19 protein-coding genes and 1 tRNA gene are annotated in these 19325 nt (G+C 44.4%); 12 read left to right on the top strand and 8 right to left on the bottom strand.

Annotated elements, in window-relative coordinates; genetic code table 11:
- Window positions 1-20 precede the first annotated feature (20 nt).
- A complete protein-coding gene (locus B5F78_RS06485; protein WP_087406330.1) occupies window positions 21-1517 on the top strand; it encodes a RagB/SusD family nutrient uptake outer membrane protein in 1497 nt (498 codons plus the stop codon).
- Window positions 1518-1528: 11 nt separating this feature from the next.
- On the opposite strand, the gene B5F78_RS06490 is transcribed toward B5F78_RS06485, so the two are convergent.
- Both B5F78_RS06490 and B5F78_RS06495 read right to left on the bottom strand, forming a co-directional pair.
- Window positions 1529-2335 carry a helix-turn-helix domain-containing protein gene (locus tag B5F78_RS06490; RefSeq protein ID WP_087208549.1) on the bottom strand — a complete coding sequence of 269 codons (807 nt, stop codon included), beginning with the start codon at window positions 2333-2335 and terminating at the stop codon, window positions 1529-1531.
- Window positions 2336-2399: 64 nt separating this feature from the next.
- A complete protein-coding gene (locus B5F78_RS06495) occupies window positions 2400-3251 on the bottom strand; it encodes an endonuclease/exonuclease/phosphatase family protein (RefSeq protein ID WP_140400064.1) in 852 nt (283 codons plus the stop codon).
- A 110-nt stretch (window positions 3252-3361) separates the two neighbouring features.
- Between B5F78_RS06495 and B5F78_RS06500 the strand changes: the two genes are divergently transcribed.
- Both B5F78_RS06500 and B5F78_RS06505 read left to right on the top strand, forming a co-directional pair.
- Window positions 3362-4207: a CvfB family protein gene (locus tag B5F78_RS06500; RefSeq protein ID WP_022040090.1), complete on the top strand. Its 846-nt coding sequence runs from the start codon at window positions 3362-3364 to the stop codon at window positions 4205-4207.
- A gap of 152 nt (window positions 4208-4359) precedes the next feature.
- Window positions 4360-4803 carry a tellurite resistance TerB family protein gene (locus B5F78_RS06505; protein WP_022040089.1) on the top strand — a complete coding sequence of 148 codons (444 nt, stop codon included), beginning with the start codon at window positions 4360-4362 and terminating at the stop codon, window positions 4801-4803.
- Window positions 4804-4914: 111 nt separating this feature from the next.
- Here the strand turns inward: B5F78_RS06505 and pfkA are convergent, their stop codons facing one another.
- From pfkA to cmk, 3 genes are all read right to left on the bottom strand, one after another.
- Complete coding sequence (gene pfkA / locus B5F78_RS06510; protein WP_013619221.1) at window positions 4915-5895, bottom strand: 6-phosphofructokinase; 981 nt, start codon at window positions 5893-5895, stop codon at window positions 4915-4917.
- A gap of 84 nt (window positions 5896-5979) precedes the next feature.
- Window positions 5980-6876 (bottom strand): 4-hydroxy-3-methylbut-2-enyl diphosphate reductase, encoded by an 897-nt coding sequence (locus B5F78_RS06515; RefSeq protein ID WP_087406331.1) that lies wholly within the window; start codon window positions 6874-6876, stop codon window positions 5980-5982.
- Entirely contained in the window at window positions 6869-7561 is a 693-nt protein-coding gene (gene cmk, locus B5F78_RS06520; protein WP_087406335.1) for a (d)CMP kinase, read from the bottom strand. Before cmk ends, B5F78_RS06515 begins: the two co-directional genes overlap by 8 nt.
- Window positions 7562-7724: 163 nt before the next feature.
- On the opposite strand from cmk, the gene B5F78_RS06525 reads away from it, so the two are divergent.
- The 4 genes from B5F78_RS06525 to B5F78_RS06540 all read left to right on the top strand — a co-directional run bounded on the left by B5F78_RS06525 (window position 7725) and on the right by B5F78_RS06540 (window position 10527).
- Window positions 7725-8684 (top strand): polyprenyl synthetase family protein, encoded by a 960-nt coding sequence (locus B5F78_RS06525; protein ID WP_430746780.1) that lies wholly within the window; start codon window positions 7725-7727, stop codon window positions 8682-8684.
- Window positions 8685-8707: 23 nt separating this feature from the next.
- Entirely contained in the window at window positions 8708-9487 is a 780-nt protein-coding gene (locus tag B5F78_RS06530) for a TatD family hydrolase (RefSeq protein ID WP_087406333.1), read from the top strand.
- A 103-nt stretch (window positions 9488-9590) separates the two neighbouring features.
- Window positions 9591-9678, top strand: a tRNA-Ser gene (locus B5F78_RS06535).
- A gap of 51 nt (window positions 9679-9729) precedes the next feature.
- Window positions 9730-10527 carry a MotA/TolQ/ExbB proton channel family protein gene (locus B5F78_RS06540; protein ID WP_087406334.1) on the top strand — a complete coding sequence of 266 codons (798 nt, stop codon included), beginning with the start codon at window positions 9730-9732 and terminating at the stop codon, window positions 10525-10527.
- 101 nt (window positions 10528-10628) lie between these two features.
- On the opposite strand, the gene B5F78_RS06545 is transcribed toward B5F78_RS06540, so the two are convergent.
- Both B5F78_RS06545 and B5F78_RS06550 read right to left on the bottom strand, forming a co-directional pair.
- A complete protein-coding gene (locus tag B5F78_RS06545; protein WP_022040082.1) occupies window positions 10629-11396 on the bottom strand; it encodes an ABC transporter ATP-binding protein in 768 nt (255 codons plus the stop codon).
- Window positions 11397-11409: 13 nt separating this feature from the next.
- Window positions 11410-12150, bottom strand: coding sequence for an MlaE family ABC transporter permease (locus B5F78_RS06550; protein WP_022040081.1), 741 nt, complete (start codon window positions 12148-12150; stop codon window positions 11410-11412).
- A gap of 153 nt (window positions 12151-12303) precedes the next feature.
- Between B5F78_RS06550 and lptB the strand changes: the two genes are divergently transcribed.
- The 5 genes from lptB to recQ all read left to right on the top strand — a co-directional run bounded on the left by lptB (window position 12304) and on the right by recQ (window position 19131).
- Window positions 12304-13122, top strand: a complete 819-nt coding sequence (gene lptB / locus B5F78_RS06555; protein WP_022040080.1) for an LPS export ABC transporter ATP-binding protein — start codon at window positions 12304-12306, stop codon at window positions 13120-13122.
- Between the two features lie 126 nt (window positions 13123-13248).
- Complete coding sequence (tig, locus tag B5F78_RS06560; protein WP_022040079.1) at window positions 13249-14595, top strand: trigger factor; 1347 nt, start codon at window positions 13249-13251, stop codon at window positions 14593-14595.
- Window positions 14596-14771: 176 nt separating this feature from the next.
- Window positions 14772-15443, top strand: a complete 672-nt coding sequence (clpP, locus tag B5F78_RS06565; protein ID WP_022040078.1) for an ATP-dependent Clp endopeptidase proteolytic subunit ClpP — start codon at window positions 14772-14774, stop codon at window positions 15441-15443.
- Between the two features lie 105 nt (window positions 15444-15548).
- Window positions 15549-16793 carry an ATP-dependent Clp protease ATP-binding subunit ClpX gene (gene clpX / locus B5F78_RS06570; RefSeq protein WP_022040077.1) on the top strand — a complete coding sequence of 415 codons (1245 nt, stop codon included), beginning with the start codon at window positions 15549-15551 and terminating at the stop codon, window positions 16791-16793.
- Window positions 16794-16947: 154 nt separating this feature from the next.
- Window positions 16948-19131 carry a DNA helicase RecQ gene (recQ, locus tag B5F78_RS06575; RefSeq protein WP_022040076.1) on the top strand — a complete coding sequence of 728 codons (2184 nt, stop codon included), beginning with the start codon at window positions 16948-16950 and terminating at the stop codon, window positions 19129-19131.
- Here recQ and B5F78_RS17565 read toward each other — a convergent pair.
- Window positions 19124-19325, bottom strand: a 202-nt coding sequence (locus B5F78_RS17565; protein ID WP_206421925.1) for a hypothetical protein, incomplete at its 5' end; no start/stop codon positions are given. The genes recQ and B5F78_RS17565 overlap by 8 nt on opposite strands.

The raw sequence follows: 19325 nt of genomic DNA on the forward strand, positions 1-19325 counted from the left end.
CAATGGATAGAAACAACAGTATGAAACGAGTTACTTTATATATAGGAATGATGGCGGCTTCGTTGGCGGCAACTTCTTGTTCAGATAGTTGGCTTGATTTGAATCCGTCTACTTCGGTCACGACAGACCAGGCTTTGTCTACACTGACTGATATTGAAACTGCTTTGAACGGAGTCTATCGTGAGACTTCCTCGCATAGCTATTATGGCGACAATTACTGGTATTACGGAGATTGCCGTGCCATGGATGTACAGGCGCGGGTTACCAAAGGAGACGGACGGCGTGTGTCTCCTTATTACGAGTACAATGTCCAGGCTACCGATAACCTGAACATTACTCTGCCTTGGCAACAGCCTTATATTGTCATCCGTCAGGCGAACAATATTCTTCAGCGTATTGAGGAAGGAGGCATTGAAGGAGCTGCCGATGAAGATTTGGCAAGCATCAAGGCTGAAGCACTGGTTTTGCGCGGGTTGGCATTGTTCAATTTGACACGTTTCTTCGGCATGCCTTATATGTATGATAACGGTGCGTCTCTGGGCGTACCTATTGTTACGTCTCCTACTGATCCGACTTCGGCTCCTGCCCGTAATACGGTTGCTGAATGTTACGGACAGGTTGTAGCGGATTTTACGGAGGCTTTGCCTGACCTGACGCGTGAGAAAGCGGACGGATATGTCAATTATTGGGCGGCACAGGCTTTGCTTTCACGTGTTTATCTGGATATGGGAGAGTATCAGGCGGCATGGGATGCTGCGACGGATGTCATCGAGAATAATGGAGGGCTTTATCAGCTTTATACGCAGAGTGAATATGCTGCAGTATGGGGACAGGATTTCCAGTCCGAATCACTTTTCGAACTGTATATAACGATGACCGAACCTGCGGGAGGAACAGGAGGTGAAGGCGCTCCGATGGTTTATGCCAATGAAGCGACTTTCGACTGGAACAACTTGATATTGACTGAAGACTACTTAGACTTGCTGGAACAGGACCCTGACGATGTGCGTCATAGTGTGACAGTTGCTTCTGTTACGCCCAACAATGGCGGATTGCCTGAAGCGGCACGAGACCGGAAAGTGTTTCTTACGAAGTTTCCCGGAAAGACCGGCAATCCGCAAGACAATGACATCTGTATCATCCGTCTTTCCGAAGTCTATCTGAATGCTGCAGAGGCTGGCTTCCATTTAGGAGGCTCGTATGCAGAAACGGGGCGTACTTACCTGAATGATTTAATCAGCCAGCGTACGCCGAATACCGGTATGCAGGTCTCGACTGCAGGTTTTACCATTGACCGCATCTTGGAAGAAGTGCGCCGGGAACTGGTAGGAGAGGGGCAAGTGTTTTTTGATTTCCTGCGCAACGGTAAGCCTATTGTGCGCAACAAGGGCTGGCACTTGGTGACGTTGGATACCTCTGACGCATGGACTATCCAGCCCAATGACCTTCGTATTGCTTTGCCTATCCCGCAAACCGAAATAGATGCCAATCCGAATATGGTGCAGAATCCCCGTTAAAGGGCGTACGCTTATAAAGCCGTAGGGGATACGCCATACATTTTCTTGAAGGCAGACGAAAAATGAGACTGGTTCTTGAAGCCGACCTCCGTATATACATCGGCTATTTTTCGTCTGCCTTCTTTCATTAAGTCATATGCTGCTTCCAGCCGTTTCCGTATCAGCCATTTCTCCGGAGTAAGGTTACTCACTTTCTTAAAGTCACGTTTAAAGGTGGCAAGGCTTCTGCCTGTATAATGTGCCAGTTCTTCCATCGTGAACTCGTACATATAGTTTTTGTTCATGAAATCAAGAATGTCTATTTTCCAGGGCTCATTGAAATCGAAAAGTGTAGGAGCAAAACGCTTGTCGATATGGAGCAAGGCAAGCAATCCTTCCTGCAGTTTGAGTTGCATAAGGTCGTCTTGCGGTTTTACATCGGGGTCGAAATAAGGAGTCATGGAGGCGAAAAGGCTGGTGATTTCCGCTGTCTTGGGCAGTTTGATGACTCCCGAATCTAATTTAGGAGTATTTGCCGGCGCTTTGTATTGTTCGGATTTGGTGTACATCTCTTTTAAAAAGTTGCGGGTAAACATCAGGAAAATACCGCAATATTTTTCGCCATTGGCTGTCCGTTTATACATTGTGATATGATGGTCGCGAGGGATAAATACGCATTCGCCTTTGCTCACGTGTATTTGTTCTTTGCCGTTATCGAGCAACATTTCCCCCGAATAAACATAATTCATGGCAAATTCACGGGAGCGGTGAATGCATCCGCTGGTATCATCGTAGAAGAAGCTGAAGAAAATGTTGTTGTAGTTGAATATCATTTTCATCGGGCCGGTAGGGTCTTCCGTTTGATTTTGTTGTTTCATGTCACTTAGTCTTTTGTATATATTGTTATAATATAAGGTGTACGATTTGCGGATTGTGGTCGGACAGGAATTTGCTTCCCGGTGCCGCTTCTTTCGGAATGAAACTGTCGAGTACTTTTATTTGCGGAGTGACAAAGATAAAGTCTATTTTCTCGCATTGCTCCGAAGGAATTTGCCCGAAGTTGTGGAAAGTGTAATCCACTCCCGTCTGTTTGCCGGCAATCTTAGCCGCATCTTTCAGTACGAATGCGTTGGAAGTAATGGTGCGGTAAGCTTCCGATTGGTCGTTTACGTTGAAGTCGCCCGTCAGTACCGCGGGGCGGTCGCCTACTATTTCTTTTATTTTCCGGATAATCAGCAAGGCGCCTTCCCGTCGGGCAGTAACACCGACATGGTCAAAATGTGTGTTGACTGCCATAAAGATTTTTCCGCTTTGCTTGTCTTTCATTTTCGCCCAGGTTGCAATGCGTGTGCAGGCTCCGTCCCATCCGATAAACCCTATGCTGTCAGGATATTGTGAAAGCCAGAATGTGTTGCTGTCTAATACTTCGAATCTGTCTTCCTTATATAATATAGGAGCATATTCGCCTTTGGTTTTCCCGTCATCGCGTCCTACTCCGATAGATTTATAGCCAGGAAGGCGCTGCAGCAGGTCTTCCAATTGGTTGTGCAGCACTTCTTGCATGCCTACGATGTCCATGTCTTGTGCCTGGATGAACCGTGTGACGGTGTCTTTGCGGAATTGCCAGTTGTTCGATTGGTCGGCAGGGTTATCATACCGGATGTTGAATGTCGCCCAAGTAATCGTTTGCGCCTGGCAGGGTAAGGAGAAAAATGCCGATGTGATAACGGCAATGGCTAAAAAAAGTCTTTTCATAATCTTTATAATGGTTTGATAGGTTGGTTTTATACGGGATGTTCCTTATATCCGGCTAAGATACGAAATATATGGAAAAAACTTTCTATCTTTGTAACAAAAATATTTTTATGAGTCATATACGGTTAGGAAAATACAATCAGTTAGAGGTTGTGAAGGAGGTAGATTTCGGTGTGTATCTGGATGGTGGGGAAGACGGGGAAATCTTGTTGCCAAAACGCTATGTTCCACAAGGTTGCGTTCCGGGTGATGTCTTGAATGTTTTCATTTATCTGGATATGGAAGAGCGGCTGATAGCTACCACACTCCAACCTTATGTACAGGTAGGAGAGTTTGCTTGCCTGGAAGTGGCGTGGGTCAATCAGTTTGGTGCTTTTTTGGACTGGGGATTGATGAAAGACCTGTTTGTCCCTTATCGGGAACAGAAGACAAAGATGGTGAAGGGTGGTAAGTATATTGTTTATGTATACATAGATGAGGAAAGTTACCGTATTGCTGCTTCTGCCAAAGTGGAGCATTTCTTGTCGAAAGAACATCCGGTATATGAAGCCGGTGAAGAAGTGGATGCGTTGGTATGGCAACGTACGGATTTAGGTTATAAAGTCATTGTGGATAATAAATTCAGCGGGATGTTATATCACAACGAGGTGTTCCAGCCATTGAGTCCGGGAAAACATGTCCTGGCTTATATCAGGCAGGTACGTGAAGACGGAAAGATTGATTTGGCTTTGCAGAAAGCAGGATTTGAAAAGATAGACGACTTTGCGGAGACCTTGCTTCAATATATTGAGGCACAAGGCGGATTTACACCGATGAACGATAAGACCGATGCCGCTGTGATTTACAATACATTCGGGGTAAGTAAGAAAACATTTAAAAAGGCGGTCGGCGATTTATACAAGAAACGTCTGATTGTCTTGGAAAAAGAAGGCATTCGTCTTGTTCCTCAGGATTAAAGAAGCGAGGAAGGTGATAAGAAATCTAAAACATTAAATATGTGTTAAATAATAGGAGGTAAAACAACCTTCTTTAATTTTTTACTACCTTTGAGAATAAAGCTGCATAGCTTGCTAAATAAACTTATTATTAACTTTTAAATTCTTGTATTATGGGACTGTTTGACAAAATTTTCCAAGCAACTCCGGAAGAAACAAAGCTGACACAGCAAGAGGCTTTTGCGGGAATAGCTGTAGCTTTGGCTGGTGCGGACGGAAATATTGCTACTTCTGAATGGGATGGCATCGTTAATTATATCCGTCGGTTAAGGATATACGATAACTTCTCAGGTCCGGCTTTTGATAAATTATTTGATAAACTCTTTACTATTTTGAAGAAAGATGGTGCGGCTGCATTGGTGAAAGCTTCTGCAGAAGGCTTGTCTGATGATTTGAAACTGACAGCATTTGCTTGTGCGGTAGATATTGCTTTGGCAGATGGCGTTTTGGAGGAGGAAGAGAAGTCGATTATTAATCAGTTGGCAGAGGTTTTGCAGATACCTGTGCAGACAGCGGTCTCTATTATCGAAGTCATGATTATCAAGAATAAAGTATGATATAATTTAAGAGGCATAGACGAATAATAGTCTCAAAACATGAAATGGCATGATTTCTTAAATCTTTGTCACCCTTGTTTTGAGACTATTTTGTTCTCTGTAAATGAAAGTTTAGATGGACAATTCATGCAATACATTGACTAATTCACGGTCAATGGGCTTGTCGTTTTTAATGGCTTTGCTGAACGGCACATATACGATTTGGTCGTTTTCGATACCGATCATTACATTGCGCTGGCCTTCCATGAGCGCTTGGATGCTGGCTACTCCCATACGGCTGGCGATGATACGGTCATGTGCCGTGGGGCTTCCTCCGCGTTGCAAGTGCCCTAAGATAGTGACACGTACGTCATATTGCGGATATTCGTTCTTTACGCGTTCGGCATAATGCATGGCTCCGCCAGTGATTTCACTCTCTGCAACGAGCACAATGGAACTGCTCTTTGACTTGCGGAATCCGTTTTTGATGAATTCCTCCAGTTGGTCGACTTCTGTATTGAATTCGGGGATGATTGCAGCTTCAGCTCCTGCGGCAATAGCGCCATTCAAGGCAAGGAATCCGGCATCACGTCCCATTACTTCTACGAAAAAGAGACGTTCGTGTGAGGTGGCTGTATCACGAATCTTATCCACTGCATCCAGAATGGTGTTCAGTGCGGTGTCATAACCGATGGTTGTATCTGTGCCATACAGGTCATTGTCGATGGTTCCGGGCAGACCGATACACGGAATGTCGTATTCTTGGGCCAGCAAGCGTGCTCCCGTCAGCGAACCGTCCCCTCCGATGACAATCAAGGCATCGATTTCTTCACGTTGCATCGTTTCGTATGCAATCTTACGTCCTTCCGGGGTCTTGAATTCCTGGCAACGTGCTGTTTTCAGGATTGTTCCTCCCTGTTGGATGATGTTGCTTACGTTTTGCGTTTTGAATTCTTGAATTTCTCCTGTAATCAATCCCTTGTATCCTCTGTAAATGCCTTTTACTCTCAAGCCGTTATAGATAGCAGAGCGTGTTACGGCACGGATGGCTGCGTTCATACCTGGGGCGTCTCCTCCCGAAGTCAGAATACCAATACATTTAATAGTTCCCATAAAATTGTTATTCGTTATATAGTGATACTGCAAAGGTATCAAAAAACTAGTTTACAAGCAAATAAATATTTCCATTTTTTGACATTATCCGGGCTGTCGGTTGAGTGACAAAATGGTTTCTTTACAGGCTTCCATCAGCCATTTAGGGGTAGAGGTCGCTCCACAAATGCCGATTGAACGTGCCTGTTGTAACAAGTTGCGGTCTATTTCTTCAGGTTGGTCTATCTGGTAAGAGTTGGGGTTTACTTTGCGGCATTCTTGGTAAAGTATTTTTCCATTCGAGCTTTTATGTCCGCAAACGAAAAATACCAAGTCGTGGGCTGCAGCAAAACGGCGTATTTCTGGCATGCGGTTTGCTACTTGCCGGCAGATGGTATCGTAAAACTGGAACGTGACATGAGGGGCAATATGTGCTTGGATATAAGCAACGATTTCTCTGAATTCGTCCAGAGATTTTGTAGTTTGTGAATAGAGCCGGATGTCTTTGTTGAAATCCAGTTGTTTGGCTTCTTCCAGATTTTCAATCACGATAGCTTCACCATTGGTTTGTCCTACCAGTCCTAAAACTTCCGCGTGTCCGTTTTTCCCGAAAATGACTATTTGTTTTTTTCGTCCTTCAGGGGCAGGGGTGGCATATTCTTGCTTGATACGCTTCTGAAGCCGTAATACGACGGGGCAGGTGGCATCGATGATTTCGATGTGTTTTCGCCGAGCCAGTTCGTATGTAGAGGGAGGTTCGCCGTGTGCCCGTAGTAAGACTTTTACTTTTTCCAGTGTGCCGAATTTCTCATGGTCTATGGTGAGGAGTCCGAGTCTTTTCAGGCGTTCGCATTCTTGTCCGTTGTGGACGATGTCTCCCAGGCAGTACAGAGGAGCACCTTTAGACAATTCTTCTTCTGCTTTCTGGATAGCAGTAGTCACACCGAAACAGAAGCCTGAACTTTCGTCTATTTCTATTTGGGGGGATGTCTTGTTATTCATAGACTACACGTTTGAATTGATCCAACAACCAGTCTTTCTGTTCGCTGAGTGTCAGATTGCTGTTGTCCAGTAAGATAGCATCTTCAGCTTTTCGTAAGGGGCTTACGGTACGGGTCTGGTCAATACGGTCGCGTTCTTCTACATTGTGCAGGATATCTTCGAATGAAGCTTTCTGTCCTTTGGCGCACAACTCATCGTAGCGGCGTTTGGCACGGATTTGGGGTGAAGCTGTGACAAAAATCTTCAGTTCGGCATCGGGGAATACGGCGGTGCCGATATCGCGTCCGTCCATTACAATGCCTTTGTCTTTGCCCATGTCTTGCTGTTGGCGCACCAAAGCATGGCGCACGAAATCAAGTGCTGACACAGGGCTGACTTTTGAGGACACTTCAAGTGTACGTATCTGTTCTTCTACATCTTTTCCGTTTAAGAAGGTGTGCAGGTGCTGGGTGGCTGTGTCTATGCGAAACGTAATGTGTATCTCGTCCATGTGTTGTCTGAGGGCTTCGGTCCGGATGTTTCCGTCCGGGTCGAATAAGTCATGTTCGATGCAATATAGGGTTACGGCACGATACATGGCACCGCTGTCGATATAGATATAGCCGATTTCTTTTGCCAAGTCTTTTGCCATAGTGCTTTTTCCGCACGACGAAAAACCGTCGATGGCGATGACTATTTTTTTCATACGTTGTTTCGTTTTTATGGTTTGCGCTTCAAAGATACACATTTTTGTTAGATTTCTTTTCTTTCTTGACAACCCTTTAAAGATTTCTGTTATATTTGCAGTACGGAGTATTCCGGAGCATTATTTATACCAAAGAATTATGAAACAATTGACCACGAAAGAAATGCAAGGGCTTTTCCATGTGTATATGGAAAAACTGGCTTATATGCGCGACCCGAAAGGTTTGTACGAACCGATAGAATATGTACTTGCCATTGGCGGAAAACGTATCCGTCCATTGTTGTTGCTATTGGCATACAACTTATATAAGGAAGATGTGGAGGCTGTATTTTCGCAGGCTGCTGCACTGGAGACATATCATAATTTTACTCTTTTGCATGATGATTTGATGGATAAGGCAGACAAGCGGAGAGGGAAGCCGACGGTACATAAGCGTTGGAATGAAAATACGGCAATTCTCTCGGGCGATGCCATGATTATCTTGGCTTATCAGTTCTTGATGAAAGATTGTCCTACGCAGTATGTCAAACCGGTAATGGAAGTATTTTCACAAACGGCGCTGGAAGTTTGCGAGGGGCAGCAATGGGATATGGAATTCGAGCACCGTAATGATGTGTCGGTAGATGAATACATTGAGATGATACGCTTGAAGACTTCGGTGTTGTTGGCGGGTTCGTTGAAGATAGGGGCGATTTTAGGAGGTGCATCCGAGGAAGATGCCCGGAAGTTGTATGACTTCGGCATCCAGATCGGCTTGGCTTTCCAATTGCAGGATGACTATTTGGATGTGTATGGCGATCCGAAAGTCTTTGGTAAGAATATCGGGGGAGACATTCTTTGCAACAAGAAAACCTTTATGCTGATTACGGCTTTCGAGCAAGCTGATGCCGGAACCCGTACCGAACTGATGCACTGGATTACTACCGGAGATTATATGCCTGAACAAAAGATAGCTGCTGTGACGGCTATATATAATAAGGAGAAAATCGGAGAACTGTGCCAGAAGAAGATAGAAGATTATTACGGGCAAGGGATGCGTTTATTGGAACAGGTGCAGGTTCCGCAGGAGAACAAGCGGCATCTGTTGGATTTTGTAGTCGGTCTGATGCACCGTAACCTGTAACCGGATAAATGAAAGGAGGGGTTATGGTTCATTTGATAGATACACACACACACTTGTTTGTCGAAGAGTTTGACGGAGACCGCGAACTGGCATTGATTCGTGCCCGTGAAGCAGGAGTGACACGTTTGTTTATGCCCAACATTGATGATGCATCGGTAGAGCAGATGCTGGCTTTGTGCGACGAACATGAAGGATGTTATCCGATGATTGGATTGCATCCCACATCGGTAGATGCTGATTGGAAAATCCGTCTGGAGCGTGTAGAACGGTGGTTGCATTCAGACAGGAGGTTTTATGGTATCGGAGAGGTGGGGCTTGACTTGTATTGGGACAAGACTTACCTGAAAGAGCAGGTAGAGGTGTTGCACAGACAGATAGAATGGTCATTGACGTATGGTTTGCCGTTGGTCATCCATTGCCGTGCCGCCTGTTCCGAATTGTTGGAAGTGCTTTCGCGGTATGACAAAAAGAGTCTGACAGGTATTTTCCATAGTTTTACAGGTACAGAGGAAGAGGCGCTCCGCTTGTTGGATTATCCCGGTTTTATGTTGGGGATAAATGGCGTTGTGACATTCAAGAAGAGTACCTTACCGGCTGTATTGGCATCGTCGGTGCCATTAGAGCGTTTGGTGCTGGAGACCGACTCGCCTTATTTGGCTCCGGTGCCTTATCGGGGAAAGCGGAACGAAAGTGCATTTATTGTGAAAGTAGCAGAGAGGTTGTCTGAGATTTATGGAGTCCCGATGGCTGGAATAGCCTCTGTGACATCAGCAAACGCACTGAAAGTTTTTAAAATATATTAAATTCATCTTTGCTGGAAGACTTTTGTACGCCAAATCTTAGGCAAAACCAAAAATAAAGAATACTTTTGCACACGAATTTCTAAGATACGGTCATAAGAGTCAAGGAGAGATGCTCGAGTGGTTGAAGAGGCACGCCTGGAAAGCGTGTATACGTCAAAAGCGTATCACGGGTTCGAATCCCGTTCTCTCCGCAGCAAGGTAAGATTTATCAGGTCTTATATGAATCTTTAAACAAATCCAAGATGAAGAAGTTTTTTGCATTTTTCGCGGTGGCAGGTATTCTGTCATTGGGAATGGTTTATTCTGCAAGGGCTCAAGATGCAGATATTAGCAAGGGATTCGAACAAGCGGAAGAGTATGAGGTGATGGACAAGGACACAGTTGAGACCGCTGGGCAAAGAGGTGTGCCCGGAGTTCTGACCTCAGGATGGAAAGAAGGAGATTCTGGCTTGATGTCATTGGTCGGCATTGCTTTCGTATTAGGCTTGGCTTGTTGCGTAGAGCGTATCCTGTCGTTGGGCTTGGCGGATATCGATATCCGGAAATTGATGGAAAAAGTAGCGTCTGCATTGGAAAAAGGTGATGTGGAAGGAGCTACGAATCTTTGTCATAACACGCGTGGACCAGTAGCGGCTGTTTGTTATCACGGCTTGTCGAGAATCGATGAGGACTCGGATGTGGTAGAACGGATGGTCGTTTCTTATCGGGAAGTACAATCGGGTAATCTGAAGAAAAGGTGCTTGTGGATAAGGATGTTTATTGTCACGACGTTGGCGTTAGGCGTATTGGGCACAGTAATTGGTATGGCTATGGCTTTTGATTCTCTTTGCTATACCGGTGGATTTTCGGTATCGGATATGGCGGGGAATATACGTACGGCTCTGTTTCCTATGATATTTGCTTTGGTTGCGGCCATTGTGCTTTATGTGTTTTACATTTACATCCAGAATCGGATTGCAACAATGGAGAACCGGATGAAGGAAGCCTCTTTGACATTCCTTGACTTGGTGATGAAATACAACTGGAAGTATAAAAGATGATATGGGCGGATATAGGTCCGTATGCTTATGAACCTATGTTCATCAGCGGGCGAAGATAAGTTCGTGGGCTGATGAACATAGGTTCATTTCTTTTGCAAAGGTTATTTTACTTTCGAGGCCTCTTCGGTCTTCACTTTCCGAAGCAGGTCGGAAGCAAAGATGAAATTGTTCAGCCGTTCGTTTGTGGCACTGAATACCTGGTCTTTGTTGCCTTCCCATTCCTTGTGCCCTTGGTAAATGTAAAGGATGCTATCGCCGATACCTAATACCGAGTTCATGTCATGGGTGTTGATGATGGTGGTCATATTGTATTCTGTGGTAATGTCGTGTACCAGCTCGTCAATTACCAGCGATGTCTTCGGGTCCAGTCCGGAGTTGGGTTCGTCACAAAACAGGTATTGGGGCTGAAGAGCAATGGCACGGGCGATTGCCACACGTTTCTGCATACCTCCACTTATTTCGCCGGGATATTTCTTTTGGGCATCAAGCAGGTTGACCCGGTCCAGACAAAACTGGGCACGTTTGACCCGCTCGTTGTAATTCTTGTTGGAAAACATGTCGAGGGGAAACATCACGTTTTCCAGTACGGTGAGCGAATCGAACAAAGCTGCACTTTGGAAAATCATCCCCATTTCTCTGCGCAATGATTTTTTTTCTTTCTTGTCCATTGTGAGAAAGTTACGCCCGTCGTATAATACTTCACCTTTATTGGGAGCGAGCAGTCCTACCAGGCATTTCATCAGCACGGTTTTTCCCGAGCCACTCTGTCCGATAATCAGGTTGGTTTTCCCGTTTTCGAAAGTGAAGCTGATGTCTTCCAGCACATTCTTGTCTTCGAAAGATTTGTATATTGATTTTATTTCTATCATGATTGGTTTCGCTTTAGCTGAGTAATTGGGTTAGAATCAGGTCGGAAAACAGAATCAGTACGCTGCTCGATACTACAGCGTCGGTACTTGCTTTACCCACTGCTATGGAACCGCCTTCGACTGTATATCCAAAGAAAGCCGAAACGCTGGCGATGATGAAAGCAAAGAACAACGACTTGATGAAACTGCACCACACATACCATTCCACGAAACTGTACTGGATGCCATATTCCAGGTCGGTGGCATTCATGATGCCGGCAAACCAGGCAGTACAGAAGGCTCCGATAATGCCCGCAAAGATGCTGAATACCACCAGAAGGGGAATCATGGTCATCAGTCCGATTATTTTAGGGAGAATCAGGTACGATGCCGAATTTACGCCCATGATGTCGAGTGCATCTATCTGTTGGGTGACGCGCATGGTTCCCAGTTCGGATGCAATGTTCGAGCCCACCTTTCCGGCAAGAATCAAACACATGATGGAGGAGGAAAATTCCAGCAACAAGATTTCACGGGTCGTATAGCCGACCACGAAACGTGGCATCCAAGGGCTTTCTATATTGAGCTTGATTTGGATGCAGATGACTGCGCCGATGAAAAAGGAAATCAGCAGGACGATTCCGATGGAATTGATGCCCAGCTGTGCCATTTCGTTGACGTATTGTTTGAAATACATCCTGAACCGTTCAGGACGGGCGAATACCCTGCCCATAAGCATGATGTATTTTCCGAAGTTTGAAATTGGCTTTACCATATCTTATTCAAGTCTGATTTTAGTGCAAAAGTACGGTTTTTTAGCTATATTATAATAAAAGGGAAGAGGAAATTAGGGCGAATGACCACATAACCCAAGTTTTTTACTACTTTTGCCGAAGATTTTTATCACGCAAACGAATTTTAGAGCAATATGGCAGAACAGGAAAACCAGCAACAGGCTACAGGCAATTTCGAGCTTCCGGCTGACGGACGTATGGTGCTTCGTACTGAGAATTTGGTGAAGAAGTATGGCAAGCGTACCGTGGTGAGCCACGTTTCCATTAATGTGAAGCAAGGGGAAATCGTGGGGCTTCTGGGGCCGAACGGGGCAGGGAAGACCACTTCTTTTTATATGACGACGGGACTGATTGTGCCCAATGAGGGACATATTTACTTGAACGACCAGGATATAACCAGCTATCCGGTGTACAAGCGTGCGCAGAACGGTATCGGTTATCTGGCGCAGGAAGCTTCCGTATTCAGGAAGATGAGCGTGGAAGACAATATCGCTTCAGTATTGGAGCTGACCAAGACTTCGAAAGAGTATCAGAAGGAAAAGCTGGAAAGTCTTATAGCCGAATTTCGTCTGCAGAAGGTCCGGAAGAACTTGGGGGATCAGTTGTCAGGGGGAGAGCGTCGGCGTACGGAAATAGCCCGATGCTTAGCCATCGACCCTAAGTTTATCATGTTGGACGAGCCTTTTGCCGGAGTCGACCCTATTGCTGTAGAAGACATCCAGCATATTGTATGGAGATTGAAAGATAAGAACATCGGCATTCTGATTACCGACCATAATGTGCAGGAAACATTGAGCATTACCGACCGGGCTTACCTGTTGTTCGAAGGTAAAATCTTGTTTCAAGGCACACCCGAGGAACTGGCGGCCAACAAGATTGTGCGTGAGAAATATTTGAGTAACAGTTTTGTGCTCCGCCGGAAAGATTTTCAGATGAGAGATATACGCGAATAGCATTATCTGCCAGGTGTTTTGTGAAATTTTACGTTGACTTTTTGGTTATTGTAAGATTAAACACTATTTTTGCAACCTCAAAAATTGAATAGGAAATATAGTAGTAATTAAAACAATAAGTCGGAAATGAATATTTCATTGCAAAATGTAGACAAGGTGAGCGCGGTGCTTACCGTTCAGATTGAAAAAGCTGACTATCAGGAAAAAGTAGAAAAAACATTGAAAAAGCTTCGTCAGAACGTGAATATGCCGGGATTTCGCAAAGGCATGGTTCCGATGACATTGCTCAAGAAGCAGTATGGTACGTCAGTATTGGTAGAGGAAGTTGACAAATTGATGCAGGAAAAGGTGAACGAATATATTCGTGAAAATAAAGTGGATATGTTGGGCGCTCCGCTTCCCAAAGAAAGCAATGTAGATTTTGCCAATGACGAAAACTTTGAATTCTCTTTCGATATTGCCTTGGCTCCCGAATTTACAGTAGATTTGTCGGCTGCTGATACCATTGATTATTACGACATCAATGTCACAGACGAGATGGTAGACCAACAGGTGAAGTTGTATACTCAGCGTACGGCCAAATATGAAAAGGTGGAAGACTATCAGGACAATGATTTGTTGAAAGGTTTGCTTGCCGAATTGGATGAAAACGGAAATACCAAAGAAGGCGGCATTCAGGTAGAAGGTGCAGTAATGATGCCTACTTATATGAAGAATGATGACCAGAAGGCTGTATTCAACGGTGCGAAGGTGAATACTGTGTTGGTGTTCAACCCGTCTGTTGCTTTCGACAACAATGAAGCCGAATTGTCGTCACTTTTGAAAATCAAGAAAGAAGAAGTGGGTGCACATACCGGCAATTTCAGCTTCCAGATAGAAGAGATTACACGTATGATTCCGGGAGACTTGAATCAGGAACTGTTCGATCAGGTTTTGGGTGAAGGCAAGGCGCATAGTGAAGAGGAATTCCGTGCACAAATCAAGGAAACCATTGCCAAGCAATACGAAGCAGACAGTGATTATAAATTCTTGATTGATGTGCGCTCGTATGTATCCGGAAAAATCGGAAAATTGCAGTTCGCTGATGAGTTGATGAAGCGCATCATGCTGGAAAACAACAAGGATAAAGGCGAAGAGTTCGTTTCAGAACACTATGAGAAGAGCCTGGAAGAACTGACTTGGCACCTGATTAAGGAAAAACTGGTGGCTGCCAACGGAATTAAAATAGAACAGGCAGATATTAACGAAATGGCCAAGGAAGCTACTCGTGCTCAATTTGCCCAGTATGGCATGATCAATGTTCCGGATGAACTGCTGGATAACTATTCGAAGGAAATGTTGAAGAAACGCGAAAGTGTGGAAGCTTTGGTAAACCGTGCTGTGGAAAGCAAGCTGGCAGAAGCATTGAAAGCACAGGTTACATTAAACCACAAGGCCGTTTCAGCAGAAGAATTCAATAAGATGTTTGAGTGATTTCCTTCCTGTGGTGAAGGCGAATTGCTAAAACTTGCTAAAAGAGGAGCTTTTAATTTGGCATTCCGTTAAGTGAGTGGAAGTTTTTGTACTTTTGCCCAAGCGGAAAAAAGAGGCCAGTTTAAAAGCTTCTCTTTTTATTCAGATTAAAACACAATTAAAAACTTAATAGACGAATGGATGATTTTAGAAAATATGCTGTCAAGCATTTAGGCATGAACAGCATGGTGCTTGATGACGTAATCAAGTCGCAGGCAGGTTATTTGAATCCTTATATTTTGGAAGAACGTCAGCTGAATGTGACGCAGCTTGATGTTTTCTCGCGTTTGATGATGGACCGCATCATTTTCCTCGGAACCCAGATTGATGATTATACAGCCAATACCTTGCAGGCACAGCTGCTGTATCTGGATTCAGTAGATTCGGGTAAAGACATTTCTATTTATATCAATTCTCCGGGCGGGTCGGTATATGCCGGTCTGGGTATTTATGACACAATGCAGTTTATCGGTAGTGATGTGGCTACCATTTGTACCGGTATGGCTGCTTCGATGGCTGCGGTGTTGCTGGTGGCTGGCAAGGAAGGCAAGCGGTCTGCGTTGACGCATTCACGGGTGATGATTCATCAGCCGATGGGAGGAGCACAGGGTCAGGCATCCGACATTGAGATTACGGCACGTGAAATACAGAAATTGAAGAAAGAATTGTACACGATTATCGCCGAACATTCGCATACCGATTTCGATAAGGTATGGGCAGACTCGGACCGTGATTACTGGATGACAGCACAAGAGGCCAAGGAATATGGTATGATTGACGAAGTGTTGTCGCGTAAACCGGTATTGTAGTATTAACGAGTAAACAAAGTATCAGATAACAAGTTGGCAAAGACCTGAATGGTAATTAAGAAGTCTTGCCAGCTTGTTGACTTTTTCAACTAAAAAACAAGAAAATTGGAAGATAAAACGAATCAAAGAGGCAAACGGCGTTGCAGCTTTTGTGGACGGTCGGAAAATGAAGTGGGCTTTTTGATAACGGGGGTCAACGGATGTATTTGCGACAGTTGTGCCGAACAGGCGCATGAAATCGTACAGGAAGCTGTTCGCCAGAAAGGAAACGGTTTGAATCTGAATTTGCAGGATTTACCGAAACCGAAAGAAATCAAGGAGTTTCTTGACCAATACGTCATCGGGCAAGATAGTGCCAAGCGTTACCTTTCGGTGGCTGTTTACAATCATTACAAGCGTTTGTTGCAGCCCGAGAGCAAAGATGATGTGGAAATCGAGAAGTCGAATATCATAATGGTAGGAAGCACCGGAACTGGAAAGACATTGCTGGCGCGCACCATAGCCAAGTTGCTGCACGTACCTTTTACCATTGTCGATGCTACGGTCTTGACCGAAGCCGGTTATGTGGGCGAAGATATCGAAAGCATCCTCACCCGCCTGTTGCAGGTAGCAGACTACAATGTTGCCGAGGCAGAACGAGGTATTGTGTTTATTGATGAAATAGACAAGATAGCCCGTAAGGGGGATAATCCTTCTATTACCCGTGACGTCAGTGGTGAAGGGGTTCAGCAAGGTTTGCTGAAGCTCTTGGAAGGGTCTATCGTCAATGTGCCTCCTCAGGGCGGACGTAAGCATCCGGAGCAGAAGCTTATTCCGGTAAATACAAAGAACATCTTGTTTATTTGTGGAGGGGCGTTCGATGGGATAGAACGTAAGATTGCCCAGCGCCTGAATACGCACGTGGTAGGATATGGTGCAGCAAAGAATACGGTGAATATCGACCGCAAGAACTTGATGCAGTATATTGCACCTCAAGACTTGAAGTCATTCGGCCTGATTCCTGAAATTATCGGACGTTTGCCGATACTGACTTATCTGAACCCGTTGGACCGTACGGCATTGCGCAACATTCTGACCGAACCCAAGAATTCCATTATCAGGCAATATATCAAATTGTTCGAAATGGATGGCGTGAAATTGGAGTTCGAGCCGGAGGTGTTCGAATATATTGTCGATAAGGCTATCGAGTATAAGTTGGGAGCCCGCGGCTTGCGCTCCATCGTGGAAACCATTATGATGGACACGATGTTCGAGGTTCCTTCGCACAAGGTGGATACCTTTGTCGTGACGCTCGATTATGCGAAAGAACAGATGGGAAAAGCGAACATCTCGCGTCTTCAAATGGCTTAAAAACATGGAAAGTGATGAAAAAAGTAGTTTTTTCTTGAATTTATTCCTAAGAAATTTGCATAATATCAAAACTTGTTTATAACTTTGTTAAGAGGAAAAAGGAATTATTCTCTTGAAAAACTTGAATACTAACATCACTTAAAATGAAGAGACAATGGCGGAAAACATCAATTTAGCAGCACAATTGAAAAAGTATTTCGGTTTCGATACATTTAAGGGAAACCAGGAAGCTATTATTCGTAACCTGCTGGCAGGCAAAGATACATTTGTGTTAATGCCTACCGGTGGAGGGAAATCTTTGTGTTATCAGTTGCCTTCCTTATTGATGGAAGGTACGGCTATCGTGATATCTCCGCTCATTGCTCTGATGAAAAATCAGGTAGATGCGATGCGCAACTACAGCGAAGAAGATGGAGTAGCGCATTTCATTAATTCTTCACTCACGAAATCAGCGATTGATCAGGTGAAGTCGGACATCTTGGCTGGAAAAACCAAGTTGTTGTATGTGGCTCCCGAATCATTGACGAAAGAAGAAAATGTTGATTTCCTGAAGCATGTAAAAATCTCTTTTTATGCAATTGATGAGGCGCACTGCATTTCTGAATGGGGACATGACTTCCGTCCGGAATACCGCCGTATTCGGCCGATTATCAATGAAATCGGAAAAGCTCCGGTGATAGCATTGACGGCAACGGCTACACCTAAAGTAAAAATGGATATCCAGAAAAATTTAGGGATGGTGGATGCAACTGAGTTCAAGTCTTCTTTCAATCGTCCGAACTTGTATTATGAGGTACGTCCTAAGACCAATAATATAGACAAGGATATTATCCGTTTCATTAAGCAGAATCCGGAAAAATCAGGTATCATTTATTGTTTGAGCCGGAAGAAAGTGGAGGAGCTTGCCGAAATCCTTCAGGCAAATGGCATTAAGGCGCGTCCTTATCATGCCGGTATGGATTCGGCTACACGGAATGCCAATCAGGATGCTTTTTTGAAGGAAGACGTTGATGTGATTGTTGCCACCATTGCTTTCGGTATGGGAATAGACAAGCCGGATGTCCGGTTTGTAATTCATTATGATATGCCGAAAAGTCTGGAAGGGTATTATCAGGAAACTGGGCGTGCTGGACGTGACGGAGGGGAAGGCCAATGTATAACGTTCTATTCGAACAAAGACTTGCAGAAGTTGGAAAAATTTATGCAGGGAAAGCCTGTTTCCGAACAGGAAATTGGAAAGCAATTACTGTTGGAAACTGCAGCTTATGCCGAATCATCAGTGTGCCGTAGAAAGGTGTTGTTGCATTACTTCGGTGAAGAATATACAGAAGATAATTGTGGTAATTGTGATAACTGTTTAAATCCGAAGAAACAAGTGGAGGCTCAGGATTCATTGTGTGCAGTGATTGAAACAATCATTGCAGTTAAAGAAAACTTTAAACAAGATTATATTGTTGATATCCTTTTGGGAAAAGAGACAAGCGAGGTATTGGCGCACAAACACGAAGATCTGGAAGTGTTCGGTTCGGGTATGGGCGAAGAAGAAAGGTTGTGGAATGCCGTGATTCGCCAGGCGCTGATTGCCGGATATTTAAGTAAAGATGTAGAAAACTATGGCTTGCTGAAAGTGACGGCTGAGGGACGCAAGTTCTTGAAGAAGCCTAAATCGTTCAAGATTGTAGAAGATACAGATTTCGATGAAGAAGAAATCGAAGACGTGCCGATGCGCGGCGGTGCTTCGTGTGCCGTTGATCCGGTGCTGTTCTCTATGCTGAAAGATTTGCGCAAGAAGATGTCAAAGAAACTGGATGTACCGCCTTATGTCATATTTCAGGATCCGTCGTTGGAAGCAATGGCTACCATCTATCCGATAACATTGGAGGAACTGCAGAATATTCCGGGAGTGGGTGCCGGTAAGGCTAAACGTTACGGACAGGAGTTCTGCGATTTGATCAAGAAGCATTGCGAGGAGAACGAAATCGACCGTCCGGAAGATTTGCGTGTGCGTACAGTTGCCAATAAGTCGAAACTGAAAGTCTCTATTATTCAAAGTATTGACCGTAAAGTAGCGCTTGATGACATAGCTGTAGCAAAAGGAATCGAATTTAATGAATTGCTTGATGAAATCGAGGCTATAGTCTATTCTGGCACAAAACTGAATATCGATTACTTTTTGGAAGAAGTCATGGATGAAGACCACATGCTTGATATTTATGATTATTTCAAAGAGTCTACTACAGACAAGATAGACGATGCCATGAGTGAGCTGGGAGGTGATTATACGGAAGAAGAAATCCGGTTGGTGCGCATCAAGTTCATTTCAGAAATGGCTAATTGATAGTTGTAGGTCCGTTATCGGACAATGTGCGGAAATATGAGGAAGGAATCATGACGGAACATTTGTCATGGTTCCTTTTTATATGAGAAGCTGTTTTGAATTTCTCCAAAAAGTTTTTCTTGTCTTGATGTATACGTTTTCGTGTGTGCTTTGGGCGATTTTTTGGTCTTTTTCGCTCCTGTTCTTCGTCAGAT

This window comes from Bacteroides sp. An279 (genome assembly GCF_002159615.1).
Classification (GTDB): domain Bacteria; phylum Bacteroidota; class Bacteroidia; order Bacteroidales; family Bacteroidaceae; genus Phocaeicola; species Phocaeicola intestinalis.

Coding starts and splice junctions, on each gene's coding strand:
- B5F78_RS06505 (WP_022040089.1), top strand. CDS start 4,360: ATGGGACTGTTTGACAAAATTTTCCAAGCAACTCCGGAAGAAACAAAG.
- tig (WP_022040079.1), top strand. CDS start 13,249: ATGAATATTTCATTGCAAAATGTAGACAAGGTGAGCGCGGTGCTTACC.
- B5F78_RS06490 (WP_087208549.1), bottom strand. CDS start 2,335: ATGAAAATGATATTCAACTACAACAACATTTTCTTCAGCTTCTTCTAC.
- B5F78_RS06495 (WP_140400064.1), bottom strand. CDS start 3,251: ATGAAAAGACTTTTTTTAGCCATTGCCGTTATCACATCGGCATTTTTC.
- B5F78_RS06530 (WP_087406333.1), top strand. CDS start 8,708: ATGGTTCATTTGATAGATACACACACACACTTGTTTGTCGAAGAGTTT.
- clpP (WP_022040078.1), top strand. CDS start 14,772: ATGGATGATTTTAGAAAATATGCTGTCAAGCATTTAGGCATGAACAGC.
- B5F78_RS06500 (WP_022040090.1), top strand. CDS start 3,362: ATGAGTCATATACGGTTAGGAAAATACAATCAGTTAGAGGTTGTGAAG.
- lptB (WP_022040080.1), top strand. CDS start 12,304: ATGGCAGAACAGGAAAACCAGCAACAGGCTACAGGCAATTTCGAGCTT.
- B5F78_RS06525 (WP_430746780.1), top strand. CDS start 7,725: ATGCAAGGGCTTTTCCATGTGTATATGGAAAAACTGGCTTATATGCGC.
- cmk (WP_087406335.1), bottom strand. CDS start 7,561: ATGAAAAAAATAGTCATCGCCATCGACGGTTTTTCGTCGTGCGGAAAA.
- B5F78_RS06550 (WP_022040081.1), bottom strand. CDS start 12,150: ATGGTAAAGCCAATTTCAAACTTCGGAAAATACATCATGCTTATGGGC.
- B5F78_RS06540 (WP_087406334.1), top strand. CDS start 9,730: ATGAAGAAGTTTTTTGCATTTTTCGCGGTGGCAGGTATTCTGTCATTG.
- B5F78_RS06485 (WP_087406330.1), top strand. CDS start 21: ATGAAACGAGTTACTTTATATATAGGAATGATGGCGGCTTCGTTGGCG.
- pfkA (WP_013619221.1), bottom strand. CDS start 5,895: ATGGGAACTATTAAATGTATTGGTATTCTGACTTCGGGAGGAGACGCC.
- B5F78_RS06515 (WP_087406331.1), bottom strand. CDS start 6,876: ATGAATAACAAGACATCCCCCCAAATAGAAATAGACGAAAGTTCAGGC.
- B5F78_RS06545 (WP_022040082.1), bottom strand. CDS start 11,396: ATGATAGAAATAAAATCAATATACAAATCTTTCGAAGACAAGAATGTG.
- recQ (WP_022040076.1), top strand. CDS start 16,948: ATGGCGGAAAACATCAATTTAGCAGCACAATTGAAAAAGTATTTCGGT.